This is a genomic window from Idiomarina sp. HB, assembly GCF_048059115.1.
Taxonomy (GTDB): domain Bacteria; phylum Pseudomonadota; class Gammaproteobacteria; order Enterobacterales; family Alteromonadaceae; genus Idiomarina; species Idiomarina abyssalis.
Map to the genome: position 1 here is coordinate 16,723 of NZ_JAYLVU010000002.1, position 23,610 is coordinate 40,332.

The following is a 23,610-nucleotide window of genomic DNA, read 5'->3' on the forward strand; positions in this document are numbered from 1 at the left end:
AGTATTAACGGCCAAAGCGACGAACAGATCAAGCACAGTGTCATCAAAATTCCGATGAATGACGTATACTGAAGATAATTCAATAAGAAGGAGAGACCGATGTTCAATCCAAAAGTTGTTTTAACCGCAATACTAGCGGCTTCTTTCAGTACTGCTGCAACCGCTGAAGATGTCGAAACGGAACGTCATAAAGTCAGTGTCAGCACACTTGCTGACGGCTTCACCAACCCCTGGGGCATGACATTTCTTCCGGATAAAAGCATTTTAGTAACAGAACGAACCGGAGATATCTACTGGGTATCAGCTAATGGTAGCTACCGCGAAAAAATCAGCGGCACCCCGGAAGTCGTTGCTAAAAGTCAGGGTGGTATGCTGGATATAACCGTTGACCCGGATTTTGAAGAAAACAATTGGGTTTACATTAGCTACTCCGAAGCGGCCCAGGACGACGGTAAAGGCAACAGTACGGCCGTTATGCGTGCCAAACTTAATGACAAAGAATTTACGGATAAAGAAGTTATCTTTCGCCAGGCACCAAAATATGAGAGCAATGCTCACTTTGGTTCACGGTTAGTCTTTTCTCCTGAGGGACACTTGTACATTACCTTAGGTGACCGTTACTCACGTATGGATGATGCACAAACGCTGGATAACCATCACGGTAAAATCGTACGTATTTGGCCGGATGGCAGCATACCGGAAGACAACCCCTTTGTTAGCAACGACAACGCACTTGACGAAATTTGGTCCTACGGTCACCGCAATGTGCAGGGCGCTGATATTCATCCTGAAACCGGAAAGTTATGGTCGGTTGAACACGGCCCACAAGGTGGCGACGAAGTGAATATTCCTGAAGCCGGTAAAAACTATGGCTGGCCGGAAGTGACTTACGGCGTTGACTACGGTGGTGGTACCATCAGCGAGGACGCCGTAAAAGAAGGCACTGAACAGCCGTTTTATTATTGGGTTCCGTCTATTGCAACTGCTGGCGCCACCTTTTACACGGGAGATGCTTTCCCTGAATGGAAAGGCGACTTCTTCGTTGCTGCCCTGAAAAGCTCCCTGGTAGCCCGCCTGGACTTATATGAAGGCCGCATGATGCATGAAGAGCGCTTGTTTGAAGACGCCGTTGATGCACGTATTCGTGACATAAACCAAGGGCCCGACGGTTACCTATACTTACTGACCGATGAGTCTGACGGTGCCATTATTCAGATAAAACCAGCGGATTAACCATGTCATATTCAGCAGTTTTAAAAAAACTCACTTACACGGGGCTGCCTTTATTGGCGGCCTCTTTCGTTGTTCATTCAACTGAAGTCGACGAAACCGTCGTGGTGACAGCCACTCAGAGCGAAACACCCTGGCTAACCACTGCGGCCAGTATTGACCGTGTTAACGTTGAAAACACCTTACCCTCCATGAAGATTGATGCCGGTGACGCCTTAGCCGGCGTTGCAGGAATTCAGGCCGACAGCCGTTATAACTACGCACAGGATACACGCCTGGTGGTTCGCGGCTTCGGCTCACGAGCCGCGTTTGGAGTAAGAGGTTTGCAACTTAATGTCGACGGTATTCCTTTGTCTATGCCCGATGGTCAGGCGCAAACTTCGAGTATTTTTCTCGACAGCATTGATTCGCTGGAAGTTTTACGCGGTCCGTTAGCTACCTTGTACGGCAATTCTGGTGGCGGTGTGGTTGAATGGTTCAGCCGCAAGCCGACTGAAACCGCACTGGAGTGGGGTGGCCAGTTCAGCGAAAACGACACACAGCGGTATAACGTCAATGCCCAATGGGCAACCGACAATAAACAACTGCAAGTTCTGGCGTCGGATTTTCAGACTGACGGTCCGCGCCGGCATAACTCCGCCGAGCGCCAGCAACAGGCTGTGCGCTGGTATCATCAATGGGATGATCAGAATCGCTTTATTATCCGCTACGATAATAACGATGCGCCACTATTGCAGGACCCCAGCGCATTAACCCCAGAAGACTGGCGTTATGACCCCACCCAGACAGTACAACGGGCAGTTGACTTCAATACCCGCAAAGACATTCATCATCGTCAGGGTTCATTTAGCTGGTTTCATGAACGCGACAATGGCGAGGGCTTACTGTCACTGTGGCAGGGCGACCGCCATATTGAGCAGTTCCTGCCGTTTGCCGGTGATGGTGACACAAGCTCGGGTGCGGTTATCGATGTTTCCCGCCAGTTTGAGGGAGCACATGCACGTTGGCGCCAGCGCGGAGTCAACTGGTCGGCGACCCTCGGCGCGCAAATAGAACGCCAGCAGGATCACCGCTTTGGTTTTGTGAATAACAGCGGTGAAAAGGGCGAGCTGCGTCGCGACGAATTCAACTGGATTGAAAATGCTTCAGCTTATTTGCGCTTTCAGTGGCAGTTGTCTGAAGAGTGGTCTGCAACTGGTGGGGTTCGTTACAGTGACATCAATTATGAGGTAAAAGACTATTTTACTGAACTGGATAACTCCGATGACAGTGGTAGCAGTGACTTTAGTGAAACCACAGCCGCTATTTCGCTTACCTGGCAGTTTCTCCCAACCTCAGCAACTTATCTGAGTTTAGGACAAGGTTTTGAAACCCCGACACTGACAGAACTTGCCTACCGAAATGAAGGCTCGGGCCTGAACCGCGAGTTGGGTCCATCCACCAATGATCAGTGGGAATGGGGTATTAAACATCAACTCGATAACGACTGGCGTCTGCATTTCGCTTTCTTTGGTATTGAAAGCGAAGACGAAATTCTCGTAGACCAGTCAAACGATGGGCGTACTACCTACCGTAATGCCTCAGAAACAACGCGCGAAGGGGCTGAACTGAGCATTAATGGCGAACTAACGCGGCAGCTCAACTTGCTGCTGTCATACAGCTATATAGACGCTAGCTTTGATGATGGCTCGTTACAGGGGAATCAATTACCCGGCGTAGCGAAAAGCCAGGGGTATTTACGTCTTAACTGGCAGCCCGCAGAGCAATGGCTGGTTCAGTTAGCGGGGCAGTATAGAAATGAAACGCCGGTTAATGATCAAAACGATACCTTTGCACCGTCTTATACGACATGGGATATAGCAATAAGCCGCGACTGGCAGTGGGCAAAAAGCGAGCTGGACGTGTGGGCCCGGGTCGACAATATTACGGACAAAGACTACGTCGGTGCTGTTGTTGTTAACCAGGGAAGCGGACGTTCATTTGAGCCTGCAGTAGGAAGGCAGGCTAGCGTCGGCATCAGTTGGCGCCGACGCTTTTAAGGCAAATTACAGGCTGGCTCTGAGTACATCGAGCAGGCGCTGTGCCGTCTGCTCCGATGACGCAGGGTTCTGACCTGTAATTAACATGCCGTCCTGAACGGCATAGGCCTGCCAGTCATCAACTTTGCGGTAATGACCGCCTTTAGCTGTCAGTTCGTCCTCAAGTAAGAAAGGGACCACATCGGTAAGCTCTACCGCAGCCTCTTCGCTGTTACTAAAGCCCGTTACTGTGCGGCCCTGAACAATTGGGTCGCCACACGGCGTTTTTGCATTCAGTAATACCGCAGGAGCATGGCAAACAGCGGAAACCGGCTTACCTTTACTCCAGAAGTGCTCAATGAGCTTAATTGAATGCTCGTCGTTCGTTAAATCCCATAAAGGTCCGTGACCACCAGGATAGAAAATCGCATCAAAACTTTCCGGATCAACTTCATCCAGCTTGCAGGTTGTCTCTAATTTCTGCTGTGCTGTTGTGTCGTTGTCAAAGCGCTTCGTCGCTTCCGTTTGAGCGTCAGGGGAAGTGCTGTTTGGATCGATGGGTGGCTTACCACCTTTTGGCGATGCCAAAGTAACATCCACTCCCGCGTCTGCAAAAACGTAGTACGGGGCCGCAAATTCTTCTACCCAGAAACCTGTCTTATGGTCTGTGTCACCGAGTTTATCGTGTGAGGTTAATACCATTAATACTTTCACTTAGCACTCCCGTTAAATGAGTCAAAAACTTATTATAGACTACGCAGTAAAACGCCAGTTTGATCACTCACCATGCTGCTCAAGCCAGCGGTACAAGGTACGCCGGGTTACCCCAAGAATTTCAGCCGCTTTCGATTTATTACCCTCTGCGTGCACCAGCACTTTGCGTATGTATTGGTTTTGATACTCGTCCAGAGTTGGCCACTCTGCGGCATACTCCACTTCGGGTTCATGCTCACTCTCCAGAATTCTTTGCGGTAAATCTTCAACCGCTATTTTGTCGTCTCTGGAAAAGGTAAAAGCACGCTCTATCGCATTTTGCAGTTCGCGGACATTACCAGGAAAGCGATAGCGATAAAGCTGTTCGAGCGCAGCCGGTGAAATACTCTGAACCGCTTTGTCGCTGCTCTTCTGCAACTGTTGTAAAAAGTGGTTGGCAAGACGTTCAATGTCTTCACCGCGCTCGCGTAAAGGCGGCACTCGCAGACTAAAGGTTTCCAGCCGATAAAATAAGTCCTGCCGGAAGCGCCCGTCTTCAACCTGCTTTTCTAAGTCCTGGTGAGTCGCAGCCAATATGCGGACATTCACCGTTTCTTCTTCGTCGCTGCCCACCGCGCGGATGGTACCTTCCTGCAACACACGTAATAGTTTCGCCTGCAAAGCCATTGGCATTTCGCCAATTTCATCCAGTAGCAAAGTGCCGCCGTCTGCCTGTTTCAATAAACCTTGCCGTTTTTTCTGCGCGCCGGTAAAAGCCCCGGCTGCATGGCCGAAAAATTCACTTTCCATTAAATCGGCCGGAATGCCGGCGCAGTTTACCGCCTGAAAGCTTTGTTCAGCGCGGTCACTTAACTGATGCAGCGCCTTCGCCACCAGCTCTTTACCGGTCCCACTTTCGCCGGTGATCAGAACGCTTCCGTCCGCTGGCGCAATACGTTCTATTTGATCATAAAGCTTGCGCATTGACGGACTCTGCCCGACCAAACCACCCGGTCCTTTTTGCTGCTGACGGTAGCGCTTTAGCTCCCGCTGCAACGAGCGATGCTCAAGAATACGTTGTACACTTAGCAATAAATGTTCAACATCTAAAGGCTTGGTCAGAAAGTCATCCGCGCCCTGCTTTAACGCATCAACCGCCTGATCAACCGTGCCAAAAGCCGTAATTAATAACAGTGCCGGAGCGTTGTCTTCATTTTTCAGGCTGTCTAAAAGTGACAGCCCGGACTGACCCGGCAAGCGAATATCACTAATGATCAAGTCCAGAGTTGCAGCGGCTTTTTTAAAGCCTTCAACACTGCCCCAGGCGGTTACCTTATAGCCTTCAGCCTCAAGCTCTTCAACAAGCAGTTCCTGTAGAGCCGGATCATCCTCAATTACACCTATCATGGCTTTTGCTGCTGTCATTTACTGCCTCCGTTTTTAACCGCTTGCCGAACGCATTGTGCCGGTAAACTCAAAATAACCCGACAACCGCCATTTGGGTTATTGGTCAAAGACAATTCACCACCATGATCATTCAATACGTGCTTAACTATGGTCAAACCCAGACCCGTCCCTTTACCTTGTGGCTTATTGGTTTCGAACGGCTGTAATGCTTTATCTTTCATTGCATCAGGTAAACCTTCTCCGTCATCATCTATGGTAATGACGACTCCGTCATTAGCGTACTCAGCCGCGACAGCAACCTCAGATTCAGCGGCCTGCAAGCCATTGCGCAGTACGTTTACTAAGGCCAGTTCCAGTCGCTTTATGTCAACTTTAAGAATGACATCGACAAGCTCTTTAACTACCACTCTGGCAGAACCTTTATCCTGCTCAAACTCAATGCTGGTCATTGCCGTTGTTATCAGATCTCGCAGGGAAATGCTTTCTCTTTGCTGCACCGGCGTTCTTGAAAATGCCAGCAATTGATTCACCAGTCCGGTAAGCCTTTGTACCTGGCCTCTGACGGCCTTAAGTTGTCGCTGGCTGTCATCGTCTTTATGGTTACGTAATAATCGACTGGCGCGTCCATCAATAACAGTAAGCGGCGCTCCTAACTCATGGGCAACACCGCTGGCTACACTGCCAATAGCTGCCATTTTTTCCTGTTCCCGCAACGCTCGCTGCAACGACGCTTCGTGCTCACGTCGCTGTTCTAACTCCTGCTCCGCTTCAGTAATGCTATCCAGCATCCGGTTAAACCCCAGGGCAACATCCTGAAGCTCCGAAGGCCCGGCGGGTGTCACTCGAGTGCTTCGATTTCCTTTTGCGACTTGCAGCATTGCGTCTTTTAGTGCCACCACATGTCGCCCAACACCGCGATAATGCCCAAATACCAATACCGCAATAGTGATCAGGCCAAATGCAGCCCAGCTCAGCCAGGCATACTGACTCAGCGTTTCAAAAGACTCATCGAAGTCACTGGCCCGCCGGTTTATTTGTAGTAAGCCAATAATTCGGCCGCCACGATCAACAATAGGAAGAAATTGAGAGAAAACATCGCGGCCTTCAACACGGCGGTAGTCGTCTTGCTTCACCCCCGTCTGAACAGTTTCCAGTGCGAGCTGGCTGTTGCTCAAGTCAGTTTCGGTGATACCGGCTTCAGCAACTTGCTGACCATACACATTGTATACCGATGCCCCGTATACCCGGCCAATATTGAAGACTGAATCCAGGTTAGCCTGAACCGTTGCTAAGTCGTTATTAAGTAGCGCATCGCTTATGGGTAAGCTAATGGCCCGTCCCAGCAGCTCTAAGTCACTTTTTAAACGCTCATTGGCTTCGTCAGATGCAACCTGCAGTCCAACACTTATCGCCACGCCCGAAATCAATAACATAGGCACAACGACATACATTAAAAGCCTTCGTTGCAGGCTGGATAGTGGCCAACTGTATCTTTTTGTCACACTGCCTCCTTTGACTGTGTACTAAGGATACACATTTTTGGGCTGACTTTCTGAGCGCTAACTGAAAAATACTAAAAGTACATTAAAATCAACAAATTAAAAAGTTGGCACAGTCTTCGCTTTAGTTAGAGTGTTAATAAAAACTGATAAATTCAATTAGGAGATTATCATGCAAAAGACAATTATCGCATTAGCAACTGTATTCGCACTGGGTAGTACTGCGGCAATGGCTCAACAGCAGCAATCGCAGGATCCTATGGCTCAGCAGCAAACTCAGGAAATCACTGAAGGTATGCTGGTTAAATTTGTAACCGCTATGGAAGACGTTCAGGGTGTTACTGAAAAATACCGTGATCAGTTCCAGGAAGCTGAGAACCAGGAAGAGGCTCGTGAAATTCAGCAGTCTGCACAGGAAGAAATGATTGCAGCCGTTGAAGATGCAGGCCTTACTCCGCAAGAATACAACATGATTATTCAGCAAGCACAAAACGACGAAGAGTTACGTGCACGCTTAGAAGAAATGACAGGTGAAGAAAACTCTTAATCGTTAGTTCCATTTAATACAAAGCCCGCGGCTCCTTCTGAGTCGCGGGCTTTTTTATTTAAAGTATAAAAACTCCCCTCTCTCTAAACCTACTTAGCATCAAACTTTCGATTTTTTCAAACTTTTACACTATATTGTCTTGATCACATGTTGATTTAATGTAACAAAAGATGCTGTGTTGTTGATTTAACACACAAAATCGATAAAACTCCCGGGGGGAACATAATAATGAAAACAAACTTTAAATACTCGCTATGTGCATTAGCAATAGGAGCCGCATTCGCGTCACCGGTCAGCTTTGCGCAGGATCAAGAGAATCAGGCAGAAGATGACGCTCTTGAACGCATTCAGGTCACAGGCTCCAGAATCTCACGAACCGATATGGAAGGCGCTTCTCCTGTCGAAGTTATTGACAGAGAAAGCATTGAAGCCTCAGGTTTTAACAACCTTCAGCAACTCTTAGAGCGCTTACCTTCGGCTGGTGTGGGAACCTTCTCAACTCAGGGCAATAGCCAGGACACTACCGCGAACGGCGCTGCTGCAATTAGCTTGCGTGGCTTTGGTGCCGACTCAACACTGGTCTTGCTTAACGGCCGTCGTGTAGCGGTTTCTTCCTTTGCCGAGGGCGTAGCAAATTCATTTGTCGACATTAACTCAATACCTGTCGCGGCTATTGAACGCATCGATATTCTGAAAGACGGTGCTTCCGCTATTTACGGTTCTGACGCGGTAGCTGGTGTCGTTAATATTATTTTAAGAGATGACTTTGTCGGTACAGAATTAACCGCCAGCCACGGTGGAACAACCGGCGATGCTAACTATGAAGAAACCAGTATGAGTCTGGTCTGGGGCACGGGTGGAGACGACAGCAATACCACCATGATTCTGGATTACTGGAAAAACACCTCTATCACCGGCGCCGAATTTGGCAGAAACGGTACAGCTGACCAAAGTCCTTGGGGTGGTAACGACTTCCGTTCATCACGCGGTTTTCCGGGAAGTTTTATTGTTGACGGTGAAGAGCAGCCCGATCCGGACTGCCCGGAAGATTCACTGGTTGGAACACGCTGTGTATTTGACTATGGTCCGTATGCGCAAATTTTCCCGGAAGCTGAACGTGTAGGTGCCATTATTCAGTCTCGTAAAGAGTTCTCACGAGACGTTGAGGGCTATATTGAAGTTGCCGCTCAGCATAACCGTTCAAAAGCCGGCGGCGCACCGACTCCGTTAGACGCCGATGCCGGACTCTATGTACCGGCTGACCACCCTAACAACCCTTGGGGCGAGCGTGTCGATATCAACTTTTTCCGGACAGTGGATGCCGGTCCCCGTATTTGGGATGTTGAATCCGACACTTTACGTTTTATTGCAGGCTTACGCGGAGACTTAGACGGCTGGGTCTGGGATGTCTCTTACCAAAAAGGCCGCAGCGAAGGCATGCAAACGGGTTCACGTGAGCAAGGATGGGTACGTACTGACTTTTTGCAGGAGCAAATTAACGCTGGCAACTACAATCCATTTGGCGGCACCATCAACGACCCTGAAGTCATTAATGACATTACGACGTCACTGGTACGCCGGGGGGAATCCCACCTGACCGCAGTTGATGCCAGTATCGCCGGCGAAGCGTTCCAGTTGGGTGAGCATTGGGTCTCCATGGCAGCGGGTCTTGAATACCGTGAAGAAGACGTATTTGACCAACCGGATGATCAGTTCCAGCGTGGTCTTATCTTTGGTACCGAATCGGTGCAGGCCGAAGCTGAGCGCGACCAGTGGGCTGCTTATGTCGAATTCCTCATTCCAATTACTGATCAGTTAGAAGCAACTGTTGCCGGTCGTTACGATGACTACAGTGACTTTGGCTCAACCTTCAATCCGCAGTTTAAATTGCAATGGCGTCCGACTGAAGATGTGACTTTACGTGCATCCTACGGCGAAGGTTTCCGTGCTCCGTCACTGGCACAAATTGGTCTGGGTCCATCGCAGGTTTCAACTTTCTTTGTTGATGAGTATCGTTGCGAAACCGATGGCGAAAGCTGTGTACCACTGGATTACACCATTGTATTCTCCGGCTCTGAAGACCTGCAGCCAGAAGAGTCATCAAGCTATAATATTGGTGGTATCTGGCAGGTCACTGACGCGTTTGATATCTCTGCTGATTACTGGTCAATTGAACAAGATAACAAAATTGTTCAAAACGACTTTGAGAACGTTTACAACGAGCACTGTAACGACCAGGACAGCGAGGTCTGTGAGCGCCGCGACCCACTACCAGGAGATGAGCTGGGTGAGTTGGCTGTTCTTTACAACACCTACGTTAACCTTTCCAGTCAGGAAGCTGCAGGGGTTGATTTTTCAGCAAACTATAACTGGCAACTACAAGACATTGGCGATGTTCGTTTAGGTCTTGATTGGTCTTACATGAGCAAGTTCGAGAAAGACGGTATCGACTATGCCGGCGAGTACGAGTATCCGGAGCACCGCTGGACAGCCCGTGCAGAATGGGGACGTGATGCTTTAGGTGTTAACCTCAATCTGAACTACATTGGTGAGTTTGAAGATTATCAGGCACCGGCAAACGTCGAATCCAGCGAAGCGCGTATGGTTGATAAGCAGCTACTGGTTGATTTACAAGCATACTACGATGTCACCTCGGAACTTCGTTTGACGATAGGTACCACCAACCTGTTCGACGAAGAGCCACCGGAAGCGTTTAACAATGACCTTTACGGGTATGCACCAAGCGTTCACAACCCTCGTGGCCGCTTTGTTTACTCAAAAGTCAGTTACTCGTTCTAAGAACTCAGTTTTAAAAAACTGTAAAATCCGCAATCAGTTAGTGCTGATTGCGGATTTTTTTGATCATCTCTCCTATGCTTTACGTAGGCCTAACTAGAAGATTCTTTAACGCAAGGAGAAAGCGAAGTGAAAGCATCCGATTTATTCGTAAAAGCACTTGAAAACGAGGGTGTGAAGTACATTTTCGGCATTCCCGGCGAAGAAAACCTGGACTTACTTGAGTCCCTATCAAAGTCTGATATCGAACTTATTTTAACCCGGCATGAACAGGGCGCTGGCTTTATGGCTGCCACATACGGTCGCCTGACCGGAAAGCCCGGCGTGTGTCTATCAACCCTGGGGCCGGGTGCAACGAATCTGGTTACCCCTGTGGCCTATGCTCAGCTTGGCGCTATGCCCATGGTTGTGGTTACCGGACAAAAACCCATAAAGGAGCGTCATCAGGGTCAATTCCAAATCATTGATGTGGTCGACATGATGACCCCCATTACCAAATACACCCAGGCGATTATTAGCGCCAGCAGCATTCCGGCGCACATACGCGAAGCTTTCCGTCGCGCTGAGGACGAACGCCCAGGCGCTTCTCATCTGGAGTTATCGGATGACATCAGCCGCGAGGAAGTCAGCAGCCTTCCAATACAGGCCAGTCATTCGCGCCGCCCCATTACTGAGCATAAGTCGGTACGCCACGTGCTGGAACTGCTGCGAGAAGCAAAACACCCGGTGTTGCTGATAGGTGCCGCTGCCAACCGTAAAATTACGGCAAAAATGTTACGCGCCTTTGTCGATAAAACCGGCATTCCTTTTATTACCACCCAAATGGGTAAAGGCGTTATCAATGAGGATCATCCTCGCTGGCTGGGTAACGCGGCCGTTTCCGATGGCGACTACCCGCACCGGGCGATAGAGAAAGCGGATTTAATCCTTAATGTGGGCCACGATGTGGTAGAGAAGCCCCCATTTATGATGAAAACCGGCGATAACGACAAGCGTAAAGTGGTACACATTAACTTTCAGGGCGCAGAAGTCGACTCAGTTTACTTCCCGCACGCCAGCATGATTGGTGATATTGGCAACAGCATCTGGCAATTGAAAGAGGGAACTGAGCCACAAGACCACTGGGACTTCGACTTTATGCTGAAGGTTCGCGACCATATGCGTGACCATACCGATGAAGGTGCCGACGACGGTAGCTTCCCGGTTTTACCGCAGCGTCTGGTGGAGGATGTCCGTGAAGTGATGCCGGATGACGGTGTCATTGCACTGGACAACGGCATCTACAAAATTTGGTTTGCCCGTAATTACCCGGCGCGTCAGCCAAATACTGTACTGCTGGATAATGCACTGGCTTCAATGGGTGCTGGCTTACCTTCTGCAATGGCTGCTAAGCTGGTTAACCCGGAAAAGAAAGTTATGGCAATATGCGGTGACGGCGGCTTTATGATGAACTCGCAGGAGCTTGAAACCGCGGTGCGCATGGGGCTGGATATTGTTGTCGTTATCCTTAATGACAGCGGTTACGGCATGATCAAATGGAAACAGCAACACATGAAACTCAGCGACTATGGCTTAGATTTCAATAACCCGGATTTTGTGAAATATGCAGAGTCTTATGGTGCGAAGGGCTATCGTTTAGACAAAACTGAGAATCTGATACCGCTGCTAAAAGACTGCTTAGATAAGCCCGGGGTTCACCTTATTGATGTTCCGGTGGACTATTCACAAAATGACCGGCTGCTGAATGAGGAAATTCCCCAGCGCAGCCGTGCCATTAAAGCCGATTAATCACGGTTAGGATCAGTATCCGCGAAGTAAGGATAGTCGTTTAATTTATCGACAAAGGCCTGAAGTCGCGGATACTTATCCAGATTAAAGCGCTCACGGAATAAGCCCCAGCTTAAGAAACAACCTAAACGTAGCTCTCCGTCACTAAAGGGGTGAGGCCCTTCATAAGCAACCGCATGCTCTTTGTCTTCCATGAGTTGAAGTATGTCATCAATACGCTGCTGCTGGCGCTTAAGGTAAGGTACCTTATCTGGTGTTACACCCGCTTTTTCTAACAAGAACAAATTAATGGCAGCATCCATAGCCGTGTTTACCAGGCAGTACTGATCAAAATCTTTTGTGTCCGCAAAAAAACGCTCATCGGCTTTTTCCCGAACGTATTTTAGTATGCTGCTTGAGTCATGAAGGCGCAGATCATTGTGGTGCAAAAACGGCACCTTTTTAGCCGGGGTTAATTTAGCGCTGGTTTCAAAGTCCGTTTCGGTAAATGAGAATTTTGTCTTTGTCTCCAGTAAAGCAATGCGACAATGCCTAACGAACGGCGAGGTATAACTTCCGAACAATTCCATGATCTTCTCCTGTTAATGATCTCGACAAGCTTCGTCTGGGTACTCCAGCTCTATGGTTGTATGAGCCAACTCAAACACAGCTAACTGTTCTGATATTTGTTGTTTTAAAAGCGCTCTTTCCGCGCATTCCAGTTCTTTTGATACCACAATATGCGCCGTTAATACATGGCGCTCACCATCCAAAGACCAGAAATGTAAGTGGTGGGCATCATTCACGAGTTCTAACGAGGTTAATTGTTCGCGTATTTGCCGATAAACTTCCGGGTCGGGGGACGCCTGTACAAAGAGTTTAACCGTAGAACCCAGGTGACGAATAACGTTCACCAAAATAAACAGGGTAAAAGCAATGGATAAAAGGGGGTCTAAAATAGGCCAGTCGACAAACATAAGAATGATCGACACAATTAGCACCGCTACCCAGCCCAATACGTCTTCAAGCAGATGCCAGTTAAGCACGCGTTCATTCAGCGACTTGCCATGAGAAAGCTTAAATGCCGCATAGCCATTCACAATGATACCGAACACGGCCAATAGCGCCATACCTTCGGCCATTGGCATTACCGGGTTCCATAAACGAGGAATAGCTTCGAATAAAATCCAGATAGAACCTGCCGTCAGTACAACAGCATTAATAAAAGCACCCACCAGAGAAAGCCGCTGGTAGCCATAGGTAAAGGTGTGGGTTGCGTCTTTTCGACTGAACTTATCCAACAGCCAGGCCATACCAATAGAGATGCTGTCGCCGAGATCATGCACTGCGTCAGCTAAAATAGCGGTACTGTTAGTCAACACTCCGCCAATAAACTCAATAATGGTAAAACACAGGTTAAGGAAAAACGCCCAGCCAATGCGCTCTGACGAGCTTTCGTGGTGATGATGGTGATGGTGCATAGCATCCTTAACTGTTAATCAAATGTACTTTTCAGGCGATAAAAAGCGCATAAAAATGAGCCATATTGTTAATTTAACACTCTTTTGTACGGCAAATGAAGTATTGCTTACGCATCTTTAACAGTGCAAAATTTCGCCAAATTTAGATCCCTCTAAATTAAGATGATGTAACTTTTCTCAGGAGCTTTAAATGAAGTACTCTCTAGCAGCTTGTTTCGGTGCTGCAGCACTGGTCATGAGCCTGCCTTCTCAGGCACAAGATAAAATTCAGTGGAGCGGTTTTGGTAATATCGCAGCAGGTATGACAACTGGCAGCGACGACGAACTGTTTGGCTACGATAACGACGTAGACTTTAATCCGGAGAGCTTATTTGCACTACAAGCAAAAGCCAACTTATCTGACAAACTCAGTGTCACCGCACAGATTATGTCTCGTGGCTCAGAGGACTTCGACTTAGGTGTTGAATGGGCCTACTTACAGTACCAACTAACCGACGCGGCAAGCATTAACGTGGGTAAATTGCGCCTGCCTTTCTATATGTATTCAGACTCTCTGGATGTAGGTTACAGCTACCACTGGCTACGCACACCTCAAAGTGTCTATCGTGTCGCTTTCGATAATTACACTGGTGTGAGCTTCCAGCACAACGCCTTTGTCGGTAATTTTATCTTCAATACGCAAGTTATTGCCGGCAACATGCAAGACGATATTGAAGCAGGTGGCAGCGAAGCGGCAGAAGCAGAAATGAATAATCTGATAGGTTTTAATACCAGCGCCATCTACAACAACCTGACCATGCGTATTGCGTATTACCAGACCAACGATACCAACATTCATCTTAATGAGATTGACGGCTTGCTGGCAACGCTAAGAGAAGCGGGAGCTGCACAGGTCGCTTCAGAGCTGGAAGTTTCTGAAGACAAAGGGACTTTCGCTGGTGTCGGTTTTATGTACGACAATTTCAACTGGTTTGTAGGTGGAGAATATACCGAGCTTGAAGTTGATGGCAGCTATATTCCTGAACAGCGCTCTAGTTATCTTACTGCAGGTAAGCGTTTTGAAGACTGGACATTACACGCTACCGTTGGCCAAACCGACGATAAAGTCATTGATGCCGAGCGTTTCAGCGTTCCTGTTCCTCAGTTACAAGCTGTTATTAACCAAGTAGCAACTCAGGTTATTAGCGAGAACACTTACACCTCTGTAGGCGCCAACTTTAACATCGCGCCAAGCGCTGTACTGAAGTTTGACGTTACCCATTCTGACGACAAGTTAATCGATGAGTCTGACGTACTGGTTTCCGCTGCAGTTCAATTTGTATTTTAAGGAATTATGATGAAAAAGTTTGCTGTATTTCTCATCGTTATAGCGACAAGCCTGCTGAGCTTTTCAGCTCTTGCACAAAATGGCGTAGTCGTTTCACAAACTGAGATTAATGAAGAGTCAGTTTCTCGAATATTCCTGGGGCAGTCGCGAGTTTTAACCGGGGTAAACTTACCTGAAGACTCAGCAACCCGAAAGGCTTTCGAAGAAACCTTATTAGGGCAGTCTGGTGAGCAGCTTAAACGCCACTGGGCAAAGTTGAAGTTCACCGGCCGTGCAACGCCGCTAGATACTTTGGCAAATGATGATGCGGTTATTGAGTTTTTGAAGAGCAACCCGCAAGGCATTGGGTATGTTTCTGATAAAAGCAAAGTGTCAGGTGATTTGAAGGTAATTGCTACTTTCTAAACCATAAGAATAAAACCTCCGGTTGTTTGCCGGAGGTTTTACTTCGATACCTGGTTTCGGCCCTTCTCCTTCGATTCATATAACGCAGCATCCGCTTTTTCTAACCAGCTCTCAGCAATTGAAAATTCATTAGAAAACTCAGCAACGCCTGCGCTTACTGTCAATTTTAGCTGCTCATCGTTATATTCTTTGCCTAAGGGCAGGGGCGTTTCTTCTATCTGCTTTCTCAGGCGTTCGGCCACTAACACAGCATCATTTAATGACGTTTTAGGTAAGAGTATGACAAACTCTTCTCCACCGTAACGACCACAGGCATCCGTTTCTCGCTGACTTTCCAATATAATATCCGCTATTAGCTGAATAGCCCGGTCACCAATTTGGTGCCCATAAGTGTCATTAACCTGCTTAAAGTGATCAATATCCATCATAATAACTGAAGCGGTATCTTCGTAACGCTTACAACGAAGAAACTCCTGCTCAAACAGCGTTTGCCAATGGCCGCGATTAAACAGCTGGGTTAAGGCGTCGGTCTGGCTGATGGTTTTTAGCTTTAATAAGTTATTCGCTTCCTCACTGACGTCATAAACCAACGCACAAATATGGTGAATTTGCTTGTCCGTAGAAAATAGAGGAAATAACGTCACGTTCTGGAACATCAAATCAGATTCAGCCGTAAACGGTCGGGTGTTTTCGAAGTTCAGAATATGGGGCTCTTGCTGCCAGTTACAGTGAGCCTGAATACCCAACTTTAAAACGGACTCAGTTTTATATTGGAACCAGCTTTTAGGTAAGGTTGGCAATAGCGTAAACAAATTTTCATCTTTAGCGACAACGCTACTGATACCGCTATGGTTTTCCATAAAGCCATTCCACACTTTAACGTCGTAATCGCGGTCAAAAACAATCAACCCAACCTCAATGTTCTGAAGAATTTGCAGTACCCAGTGTAGGTTGGTGATGTCTAGTTCCTCTTTATTCATCGATAAAGTACCCGGCTCGTTCTTCAAGTGCAGCAATTGAAGCTTCAGTGAAAATAACGTAGAGATCGCAATTTAAATGGTAATCAGGGATCTCATAATCGATGGTAATGATTAAAACTTCTTTATCTTTCACATCCTCTTTAAAAACATTATTGACGGTTTCGCTCATTCCCAAGAAAGCTGGCTGGCTAATATTTAACTCTAAATCCAGTTGCGATGAGAACCGCTTTAAAAAAGCGGCAATAAGCGTTGAGGCAACATCTAAAAGGACACTTCGGCTGTCGTCCTTAAATTCATAACCGTGATAGTCCGACAACTTAGACGGTAAGTCGTTTAGGGTCCGGTTATCAACACAGAGAATGGCTTCTCCGGCTATAGCGTTACCAACAAAACCTTCAGACACCATGTTTACCCGTATGTTGTCATTATGAAGTTCGTTAATCAGAGTATTGTATGGGCGCTTAGCAACATCGGGCACAGGTAGCTGAATAAAGGAACTCAGCATACCACCAAGCAGTTTTGCCGCATCACCAAGAGCAATATTGCTCACTTCCTTTAAAATATCGGTAGGTTCAATATGCTCCGTTTTTGTCTTCTTACGCTGGTGGTTCCCGGGCAATAACTCTCTGATAAGGCCGTAGCGCTCAAGTACATCGTGCAACTCTTCAGAAACAATGGGTTTCTTTATAAAACCCAAAGCTCCGAGCTTTTCAACCCGGCGCTGAGACTCTTCCTGTATGTCACCGGAAACAACAATAGTCAGGCAGTCTAACTGCTTTTCCTTAATGTTCTGTAATACCTCAAAACCATCCATAACCGGCATAGTTAAATCCAGAAACAGCAGCTCAACAAGACCTTGCTCTACAAGATCTAAAGCTTCTTGCCCGTTTTCAGCAAAGCGCACCTCAATGTCCCAACTCTTGGGTAAGGCATGCTCAATGCTTTTTCGAGCAACTTTTGAGTCATCACATATCAGAACTTTCATAGTCTAAACATGGCATAACAAAGCCTGTCCGTTAAGATACTTTACAAAATATAGACGGTCATTCCGCCCAGTAACCAGAATACACTCACACCACAAAGGCCAGTCATAACCTTTTCACTTACCGAGGACGAACCGCCATGGTCATGGTGGTGGTGATGGTCGTGCTCTTTTTGTTTCTTACGCCAAAGAACAATCATGACCACGCTTAGTAGTAAGAAAATAAGGTTCAGAACAAAGCCATAATCAAGTTTGAAATGTTTCTGCTCGGCCGGTGACGACCATTGTGATGCGTCCGGCAGTAAATCAAAGGCGAACAGTCCATAGTGCATAACCAAGGATGCTGCCACCAGACAAGTGAAAAGCATTAAGGCAATATACAGCGCCATTTTCCAGCCATAGTAACGTGCATTAATTTTTAGTACCGGCAGTACAATTAAGTCGGAGAAGATGAACGCCATAACACCGGCAAAGGCCACACCCTCGCCGAACAAGACGGCAGCCAATGGAATGTTACCCATAGAGCCAATAAAGGTGAAAAATGCGGCTACCGGGCCCACTACCGCTTGTTGCAATAACGACCAGAAACCCGGGTCACCCTCAGTACCTACGCCAATAAACAGCCATTCAAAAAACGCACTCGGCACAAAAGCGGAAATAACACCGGCAACGGTAAAACCAATAAGCACGTCTTTCCAGACCATCTGCCATTCCATAACGTACTTTTGACCAACTTTTTTCCAGGTATCTGAGCTAAAGAGATCAGACAACGTGCTCTCATGTTGATGCTCGTCGTCTTCTTCGTCTTCTTCTCGGGCGTTTTTGATGAGGTTTTTGGGGTTAGTTACCGTAATAAAAAGCCAGACGAATAAAATTAGCAGCAACCCGCCAACGTATTCACCAACCACAAACTGCCAACCGAGGAAAATAGAAATAACAAAACCCAGTTCAATAACCAGGTTGGTGGAAGCCAGCATAAAGGCCATTGAAGCACTAAAGGCCGCCCCTTTATTGAACAATGCCCGCGTAGTTGAAAGTGCAGCAAAACTGCAGGAACTGGAGATAAAGCCAAAAAAGGTGCCCAGCGACACGGATTTGAGATCATTGCCGCCCATAGCCTTGCGCATTCGCCGCTTAGTGATAAGCACTTGAATTAGGCTACTGATCAAATAACCTAATACAAACGCCCATAAAGCCATCCAGAAAAAGCCCAGGCTGGTGTACGCCGATTCGCCCCATAGTGATAAGAAATTTTCCATGATAGCTCCTTTTACTTGAAGCCCACCTTCATTTCCTGCTCATGTCCATGATGGGCATTTTCTGGTTACTATTTACAACCTACGTTATTCTCCGAAATTTGATCTCTACCTGAATGGACTTCTGTATCCGCTTTAAGTTCTAACATTGAGCGTTTAAGTAAATAATTAAGTAGTCTAAAAAGACGACTAAAGTGCAGCAAAGCAAGTGAGAAGCGACAAAGTTAAGTTTCAGAAAAAACTTACAAAAAACGGCGGTTATTACGACGTTAAGTAAAGCGATAAAGTTAACAAACAGATAGAAAAACCAAATGAAAAGGCTGTCACCATAGGACTCGAACCAGCCCTTAGTACCCTCGAGTGACTCCGTTTCACAACTTGAAGCCACTATGATTGGGCCCGCAAAATTATCTAGTAAAGGGCTCAGTAGAGCCCCGAGAGTAACTTGGAAAAGCAGATTCAGCAGTACAAAACTTACTGATTCTCGGTAGTCTTTCATGAGGTTCACACAGTGTTACTAATTCCATCGAACCAAAGTAACAGGTATTTCACCACCGGTGTACTCGAACTCGACTTCAACAAGACCACCGCTATCGGCAATAGCTACCAAGGCATCGCAATCCGCGTTTTCAGCACAGAGGAACTCATATTGATAAAAGCTATAAACTCCCTCTTCTTTATCAGTAAAAGGGTTTCCGCTAAGTTCTACTTCGCTGTAAACATAGCTGGTGCCAACGGAATCGGCCTGCGAGCTAATAACTTCGACCAGCTCAATTGATATTGAACTGCCATCGGCAACACCTTCAGTATCAACGTTTTTCTCAAGTACACGTAACTCATAAGAGGTTCCGAACTCATGTTCAAAGCCCTCAATACTAGTGGTGAAAATTTCTTGTCCACTTTGAGTAGTTCCATGTCCAGTTATTGGCGGGGTAAATTGAATACCTAAACCGTAATACACGGGTTCAGACGCCACTGTGACGGTATATTCAGTTCCCTCATCAGAATCATTTGAGCCGCCGCAACCAAACAAATATGCGGTCATAAATGTGAGTAACAAAGAACGTGACAGGGTTTTAGATTCCATTTATTCGTACTCCTGATGATAGGTAAGGTGAATAGTAGCGAGCATAAAACCTTTATCTGAATCTGCTTACTGTAATCTGAGTAGATCGGCACCCGTTACTGTTGTTAAACTCAAGGTAAAACTGTTTTGGGTAACCCATAGCGTCATCAAATTTAGGAAGTTCATTTTGAGCTGAAAAGGATTGGGCTACGACTTGAGGTTCCTTCGTTAATTCTTGCTCCAGGTAGCCAAATATTTTGTCTATAGTTCCAAAGTACTCAGACGCTGGAATGTCTAGAGGTTCGCCCGTAGAGGAGTTTGTTACCGAAACGACTTCATTATCCTCAACAGTAACGGTTTGAGGAGGAAGCTCGTCAGCAACTGGGCCATCGGATGGGCAAGCACGATCCAGTCTGGCATTGAAATTGAAGATATAATCAATAAGCCCATTATCCTGCCAGATTTGTCTTGCTGTCTTGAGCTCTTCTTTTACGTCACTAATTCTTGGGTCTGGTTTGCTAGAGTCTGAACCTCCACAGGCTGATATAAATATTGTAGAGATAATTACTAAGAATAATCTAATCATTGACTGCTTACTCCGTTACATACTATTTTTTAACATCTCTATAAGAACTTAGGCTTTAAGCAATGTAAACTAACATGATAAACTGGTAATTCAATATTGTTTTTAACAAAAATTATTCTGCGAAATAGTTGTAGAAACAGGAAGTTGCATTTAGGGAATGATAATGAATTATAAATTTTGGGCGTTGTTCTTTTCGGTTCTATTTCTTGCTTCCTGTGGTTCGGGGGAGAGTTCTACACCACCTCCGCCATCAGACAAACAATCTGTTAACTTATCGTTCGACTTTTCGGAAAGTTCTCAGGAATTCGAGATTAGTGTTGCAGACTATGCTGTTGAGCATGAAAGAAATGATGAAATCGTTTCAACGCTGTCTCAACTTCCTGAACCCTATGAGTATCGTAAGGGGGTTGAGTTTAGCTGGTACAACTACTCAAGCGATATGAAAGGATATATAAAGAAAAACATTTCAGACTTAAAGCCCGATACGACGTATAACGTCGACTTTCAAGTGAATGTTTTAACCGTTGAATCAGAACAGTGCATTGGCGGAGGAGGCAGCCCCGGCTCTTCTGTTAATGTAAAAGCCTCCCTCTTGCCGCAGGAGCCTACCCGCTTTGTATCCTATGAAAGCGCTCCAGAAGGCATTTATAGAATCAATATTGATGATGGGCAATCAGGAGGCGATGATGTCGCGTTGTTAGGACATATTGGCCTGCCAATATCTTGCGAAACTTCTAAAGAGTCGCCCGTGTGGGAGGTTAAACCTTTAGTTAACGATGAAAGCTTTGTAATGACCACGGGAGAGTCTGGAGAAGCCTGGGTATATGTCTCGATTGACTCCGGCTTTGAAGGTGAAACTACAGTGTATATAACTGATGTGGAGACGGAAATTTTAGAGCAATGAAATTTTGGAAGATAGTAACTACTGATTGTTACATGTGCCGCCATCTAACACATTACAGCTCTCGTTACCTCGATCGCACCATGATGAATTGCCGCAATACTCTTGAGCTACAGAGTGAAATAATTATCACGGAATCGCCATAGTATTAGCGGTTCCGTGATAATTCTAAATAGGCCACTACCACCCTCGATATAGATTTAATCACGTGATTTTTTTCTAGACTTAAAAACAGACTCGCCTAAAGCAAAGCCAACACTTGCGGCAATAACTATATAATAATTACGCTTAAAATCTTCTAAACCTAGAAATTCCGAAGTAATTCCAAGAAAATATAAAATATAGCTTACGCTGTGGAATAACGTGACAAGAACAACAAAAACAATAAAAACGAGTATGATAAATTTAATAAACCGAATCATAAAGTTCATGATAATCAAGGTGAGCCAATACCATCAGCATAGCTTGGAAAGCCATCTTTATCGACATACCATGTATTATTATCCTGGGAGGTTTTGAAATGAGAAACCGACATAATTGGATCACCATGAGAGAAGAACAAGTGACTAGAGGAGTTTTTTCGTTTATTACTAACTTTAGTCTTTATTTTATAGCATTATCCTTGGCTATATTTTGTATAGGGTATGTGGCTTATATCGTAGATCTTTTAGACAAGCCGTTAGGCCTTACCGACTTTAAAGATAAGTATTATATTATCATCGCAGGAAGCGTTGGTATTGCCGCTAAACCTTTCATCAAAAAGCTACTCCGTTAGCTCAAGGATAAGAACTTTAATGTACGCCGAAAAAAAGGGCCTTTCGGCCCTTTCTGATTTATTCGACCGTTACACTTTTTGCTAAATTGCGTGGCTGGTCCACATCGGTACCTTTTATCAAGGCGACGTAATAAGACAATAGCTGTAATGGCACGGTGTAGACAATAGGCGCTATTACTTCGTCGCAATGGCAGACGTTAAGCACATTTAACGACTCATCGCCTTTGAAGCGGGCGTTTTTGTCGGCAAAAACGTACATCAAACCGCCACGAGCGCGAACCTCTTCCACGTTCGATTTCAGCTTTTCCAGCAAATCGTTGTTCGGTGCTACGACAATAACCGGCATTTCTTCGTCAATAAGTGCCAGTGGGCCGTGTTTTAGTTCACCAGCGGCGTACGCTTCGGCATGAATGTATGAAATTTCTTTCAGTTTTAACGCACCTTCCATAGCAATAGGGTACTGATTACCACGCCCCAGGAAGAGGCTATGCTCTTTGTTGGCAAAATCCTGCGCTAACTCTTCAATTTCATCCGCTAATGACACCGCTTCTTCCAGCTTGGCCGGCAAGGCCTGCAACGCGTGGACAACAGCTTCTTGCTGTTGCTCTGGCATGCCGCGGTATTTGCCAATACCTAAGGTCAGCATAAGCAGGCCGGTCAACTGGGTCGTAAAGGCTTTAGTCGATGCCACGCCAATTTCAGCACCAGCGCGGGTTAGAAAGGCCAGGTCAGATTCGCGTACCATAGACGAGGAGCCCACGTTACAAATGGTTAGGCTGCCTTTATAACCAAGTTCTTTCGACAAACGCAGTGCTGCTAAGGTGTCTGCCGTTTCACCACTTTGAGAAATGGTGACTAACAAGCTGTTCGGATGAACATAAGACTTTCGGTAGCGGAATTCTGAGGCAATTTCGATATTACATGAAACATTCGCCATGGACTCGAGCCAGTAGCGAGCCACCATACCTGCGTGGTAACTCGTTCCACAGGCAACAATTTGAACGTGCTCGATACCTTTTAAAATATCGGCGGCGTTTTCGCCAAAAGCATTATCCAGCACGCTGGTTTCGGACAAGCGGCCTTCCAGTGTGTTACGAACGGCAATAGGCTGCTCGTAAATTTCTTTTAGCATGAAGTGGCGATACTCGCCTTTCCCGCCTGCGTCATAGCTGACATCAGACTCAATAATTTCGCGCTCTACAGCGTTGCCTTCGGCGTCATAAATGTCTATTTCAGTGCGGTTAATGTCGGCTACATCGCCTTCTTCCAGGTAGATAAACTGACGGGTCACCGGCAATAAAGCTAACTGGTCAGAAGCCACAAAGTTCTCGCCAATACCCACACCAATAACCAGAGGGCTACCAGAACGGGCGACCACTAAACGCTCAGGGTATTGGGTATCCATAACCACGGTACCGTAAGCGCCTTCCAACTGACGTACTGCCGACTTAACGGCAGCCAGTAGATCACCATGCGTTTTGCGTTCGTGATGAATTAAGTGAGCGATTACTTCGGTGTCAGTCTGCGAGTTAAAGACATAACCTTCGGCTTTTAGCTCTTCGCGCAGGCGTTCGTGGTTTTCAATAATGCCGTTATGCACAACAGCAATTTGATCCTCAGAGCGGTGAGGGTGGGCATTAGCTTCAGTCACACCACCGTGCGTTGCCCAACGCGTATGCGCAATACCAATAGTCCCGTCTAACGGGTTCTGGTCTATAGCATCTTTAAGTTCCTGTACTTTACCGGTACGGCGCACGCTTTTTAAATGCTTATCGGCGTCAATAACAGCCACACCAGCCGAATCGTAACCCCGGTACTCCAGTCGTTTTAAGCCTTCCAGCAAAATACCTGTTACTCGACGTTCAGACGTCGCGCCTACAATACCGCACATAAG

20 protein-coding genes are annotated in these 23,610 nt (G+C 46.6%); 9 read left to right on the forward strand and 11 right to left on the reverse strand.

Going from position 1 to position 23,610, the window contains the following annotated elements:
• Nucleotides 1–99 precede the first annotated feature (99 nt).
• Together VBY75_RS05815 and VBY75_RS05820 are read left to right on the forward strand one after the other, a co-directional pair.
• Nucleotides 100–1,233: a PQQ-dependent sugar dehydrogenase gene (locus tag VBY75_RS05815; protein WP_416511500.1), complete on the forward strand. Its 1,134-nt coding sequence runs from the start codon at nt 100–102 to the stop codon at nt 1,231–1,233.
• 2 nt (nt 1,234–1,235) lie between these two features.
• The gene (locus VBY75_RS05820; protein ID WP_416511502.1) at nt 1,236–3,269 is read left to right on the forward strand and encodes a TonB-dependent receptor family protein; all 2,034 of its coding nucleotides are present in this window, start codon (nt 1,236–1,238) and stop codon (nt 3,267–3,269) included.
• A 6-nt stretch (nt 3,270–3,275) separates the two neighbouring features.
• Here the strand turns inward: VBY75_RS05820 and VBY75_RS05825 are convergent, their stop codons facing one another.
• The 3 genes from VBY75_RS05825 to VBY75_RS05835 form a co-directional block, all read right to left on the reverse strand.
• Nucleotides 3,276–3,962 carry a type 1 glutamine amidotransferase domain-containing protein gene (locus tag VBY75_RS05825; protein ID WP_054489027.1) on the reverse strand — a complete coding sequence of 229 codons (687 nt, stop codon included), beginning with the start codon at nt 3,960–3,962 and terminating at the stop codon, nt 3,276–3,278.
• A gap of 63 nt (nt 3,963–4,025) precedes the next feature.
• A complete protein-coding gene (locus tag VBY75_RS05830) occupies nt 4,026–5,366 on the reverse strand; it encodes a sigma-54-dependent transcriptional regulator (protein WP_416511504.1) in 1,341 nt (446 codons plus the stop codon).
• The gene (locus VBY75_RS05835) at nt 5,363–6,850 is read right to left on the reverse strand and encodes a sensor histidine kinase (protein WP_273023608.1); all 1,488 of its coding nucleotides are present in this window, start codon (nt 6,848–6,850) and stop codon (nt 5,363–5,365) included. Before VBY75_RS05835 ends, VBY75_RS05830 begins: the two co-directional genes overlap by 4 nt.
• Nucleotides 6,851–7,019: 169 nt before the next feature.
• On the opposite strand from VBY75_RS05835, the gene VBY75_RS05840 reads away from it, so the two are divergent.
• The 3 genes from VBY75_RS05840 (at nt 7,020) to VBY75_RS05850 (ending at nt 11,978) form a co-directional block, all read left to right on the forward strand.
• Nucleotides 7,020–7,394, forward strand: a complete 375-nt coding sequence (locus tag VBY75_RS05840) for a DUF4168 domain-containing protein (protein WP_416511507.1) — start codon at nt 7,020–7,022, stop codon at nt 7,392–7,394.
• A gap of 228 nt (nt 7,395–7,622) precedes the next feature.
• Entirely contained in the window at nt 7,623–10,193 is a 2,571-nt protein-coding gene (locus VBY75_RS05845) for a TonB-dependent receptor (protein WP_416511509.1), read from the forward strand.
• A gap of 126 nt (nt 10,194–10,319) precedes the next feature.
• A complete protein-coding gene (locus tag VBY75_RS05850; RefSeq protein ID WP_054489018.1) occupies nt 10,320–11,978 on the forward strand; it encodes an acetolactate synthase large subunit in 1,659 nt (552 codons plus the stop codon).
• On the opposite strand, the gene VBY75_RS05855 is transcribed toward VBY75_RS05850, so the two are convergent.
• Both VBY75_RS05855 and VBY75_RS05860 read right to left on the reverse strand, forming a co-directional pair.
• The gene (locus VBY75_RS05855; protein ID WP_199493896.1) at nt 11,975–12,547 is read right to left on the reverse strand and encodes a glutathione S-transferase family protein; all 573 of its coding nucleotides are present in this window, start codon (nt 12,545–12,547) and stop codon (nt 11,975–11,977) included. The two genes, VBY75_RS05850 and VBY75_RS05855, sit on opposite strands and share 4 nt — an antisense overlap.
• 12 nt (nt 12,548–12,559) lie before the next feature.
• On the reverse strand, nt 12,560–13,438 hold the full coding sequence (locus VBY75_RS05860) for a cation diffusion facilitator family transporter (protein WP_416511512.1): 879 nt from the start codon (nt 13,436–13,438) through the stop codon (nt 12,560–12,562).
• 190 nt (nt 13,439–13,628) lie between these two features.
• Here VBY75_RS05860 and VBY75_RS05865 point away from each other — a divergent pair, with 190 nt between their 5' ends.
• A complete protein-coding gene (locus VBY75_RS05865) occupies nt 13,629–14,765 on the forward strand; it encodes a hypothetical protein (protein WP_199493897.1) in 1,137 nt (378 codons plus the stop codon).
• A 6-nt stretch (nt 14,766–14,771) separates the two neighbouring features.
• A complete protein-coding gene (locus VBY75_RS05870; RefSeq protein ID WP_199493898.1) occupies nt 14,772–15,170 on the forward strand; it encodes a phosphate ABC transporter substrate-binding protein in 399 nt (132 codons plus the stop codon).
• A gap of 38 nt (nt 15,171–15,208) precedes the next feature.
• Here the strand turns inward: VBY75_RS05870 and VBY75_RS05875 are convergent, their stop codons facing one another.
• The 5 genes from VBY75_RS05875 to VBY75_RS05895 form a co-directional block, all read right to left on the reverse strand.
• A complete protein-coding gene (locus tag VBY75_RS05875; protein WP_199493899.1) occupies nt 15,209–16,150 on the reverse strand; it encodes a GGDEF domain-containing protein in 942 nt (313 codons plus the stop codon).
• On the reverse strand, nt 16,143–17,135 hold the full coding sequence (locus VBY75_RS05880) for a response regulator (RefSeq protein WP_416511515.1): 993 nt from the start codon (nt 17,133–17,135) through the stop codon (nt 16,143–16,145). Before VBY75_RS05880 ends, VBY75_RS05875 begins: the two co-directional genes overlap by 8 nt.
• A gap of 41 nt (nt 17,136–17,176) precedes the next feature.
• Nucleotides 17,177–18,391, reverse strand: a complete 1,215-nt coding sequence (locus VBY75_RS05885) for a permease (protein WP_278358496.1) — start codon at nt 18,389–18,391, stop codon at nt 17,177–17,179.
• 514 nt (nt 18,392–18,905) lie between these two features.
• Entirely contained in the window at nt 18,906–19,475 is a 570-nt protein-coding gene (locus VBY75_RS05890; protein WP_416511517.1) for a DUF4377 domain-containing protein, read from the reverse strand.
• Nucleotides 19,476–19,527: 52 nt separating this feature from the next.
• The gene (locus tag VBY75_RS05895; protein WP_271332015.1) at nt 19,528–20,040 is read right to left on the reverse strand and encodes a DUF6174 domain-containing protein; all 513 of its coding nucleotides are present in this window, start codon (nt 20,038–20,040) and stop codon (nt 19,528–19,530) included.
• A 163-nt stretch (nt 20,041–20,203) separates the two neighbouring features.
• Between VBY75_RS05895 and VBY75_RS05900 the strand changes: the two genes are divergently transcribed.
• Together VBY75_RS05900 and VBY75_RS05905 are read left to right on the forward strand one after the other, a co-directional pair.
• On the forward strand, nt 20,204–20,944 hold the full coding sequence (locus VBY75_RS05900) for a hypothetical protein (protein WP_271332016.1): 741 nt from the start codon (nt 20,204–20,206) through the stop codon (nt 20,942–20,944).
• A gap of 517 nt (nt 20,945–21,461) precedes the next feature.
• Nucleotides 21,462–21,716 (forward strand): hypothetical protein, encoded by a 255-nt coding sequence (locus tag VBY75_RS05905; RefSeq protein ID WP_271332017.1) that lies wholly within the window; start codon nt 21,462–21,464, stop codon nt 21,714–21,716.
• A 58-nt stretch (nt 21,717–21,774) separates the two neighbouring features.
• Here VBY75_RS05905 and glmS read toward each other — a convergent pair whose 3' ends face one another.
• Nucleotides 21,775–23,607, reverse strand: a complete 1,833-nt coding sequence (glmS, locus tag VBY75_RS05910) for a glutamine--fructose-6-phosphate transaminase (isomerizing) (protein ID WP_224798513.1) — start codon at nt 23,605–23,607, stop codon at nt 21,775–21,777.
• Nucleotides 23,608–23,610 lie beyond the last annotated feature (3 nt).

What these genes read in the sequence shown, in the direction of transcription:
- VBY75_RS05815 (WP_416511500.1), top strand. Translation starts at nt 100, where the DNA reads ATGTTCAATCCAAAAGTTGTTTTAACCGCAATACTAGCGGCTTCTTTC.
- VBY75_RS05820 (WP_416511502.1), top strand. Translation starts at nt 1,236, where the DNA reads ATGTCATATTCAGCAGTTTTAAAAAAACTCACTTACACGGGGCTGCCT.
- VBY75_RS05830 (WP_416511504.1), bottom strand. Translation starts at nt 5,366, where the DNA reads ATGACAGCAGCAAAAGCCATGATAGGTGTAATTGAGGATGATCCGGCT.
- VBY75_RS05840 (WP_416511507.1), top strand. Translation starts at nt 7,020, where the DNA reads ATGCAAAAGACAATTATCGCATTAGCAACTGTATTCGCACTGGGTAGT.
- VBY75_RS05845 (WP_416511509.1), top strand. Translation starts at nt 7,623, where the DNA reads ATGAAAACAAACTTTAAATACTCGCTATGTGCATTAGCAATAGGAGCC.
- VBY75_RS05855 (WP_199493896.1), bottom strand. Translation starts at nt 12,547, where the DNA reads ATGGAATTGTTCGGAAGTTATACCTCGCCGTTCGTTAGGCATTGTCGC.
- VBY75_RS05860 (WP_416511512.1), bottom strand. Translation starts at nt 13,438, where the DNA reads ATGCACCATCACCATCATCACCACGAAAGCTCGTCAGAGCGCATTGGC.
- VBY75_RS05865 (WP_199493897.1), top strand. Translation starts at nt 13,629, where the DNA reads ATGAAGTACTCTCTAGCAGCTTGTTTCGGTGCTGCAGCACTGGTCATG.
- VBY75_RS05870 (WP_199493898.1), top strand. Translation starts at nt 14,772, where the DNA reads ATGATGAAAAAGTTTGCTGTATTTCTCATCGTTATAGCGACAAGCCTG.
- VBY75_RS05875 (WP_199493899.1), bottom strand. Translation starts at nt 16,150, where the DNA reads ATGAATAAAGAGGAACTAGACATCACCAACCTACACTGGGTACTGCAA.
- VBY75_RS05880 (WP_416511515.1), bottom strand. Translation starts at nt 17,135, where the DNA reads ATGAAAGTTCTGATATGTGATGACTCAAAAGTTGCTCGAAAAAGCATT.
- VBY75_RS05885 (WP_278358496.1), bottom strand. Translation starts at nt 18,391, where the DNA reads ATGGAAAATTTCTTATCACTATGGGGCGAATCGGCGTACACCAGCCTG.
- VBY75_RS05890 (WP_416511517.1), bottom strand. Translation starts at nt 19,475, where the DNA reads ATGGAATCTAAAACCCTGTCACGTTCTTTGTTACTCACATTTATGACC.
- VBY75_RS05895 (WP_271332015.1), bottom strand. Translation starts at nt 20,040, where the DNA reads ATGATTAGATTATTCTTAGTAATTATCTCTACAATATTTATATCAGCC.
- VBY75_RS05900 (WP_271332016.1), top strand. Translation starts at nt 20,204, where the DNA reads ATGAATTATAAATTTTGGGCGTTGTTCTTTTCGGTTCTATTTCTTGCT.
- VBY75_RS05905 (WP_271332017.1), top strand. Translation starts at nt 21,462, where the DNA reads ATGAGAAACCGACATAATTGGATCACCATGAGAGAAGAACAAGTGACT.
- glmS (WP_224798513.1), bottom strand. Translation starts at nt 23,607, where the DNA reads ATGTGCGGTATTGTAGGCGCGACGTCTGAACGTCGAGTAACAGGTATT.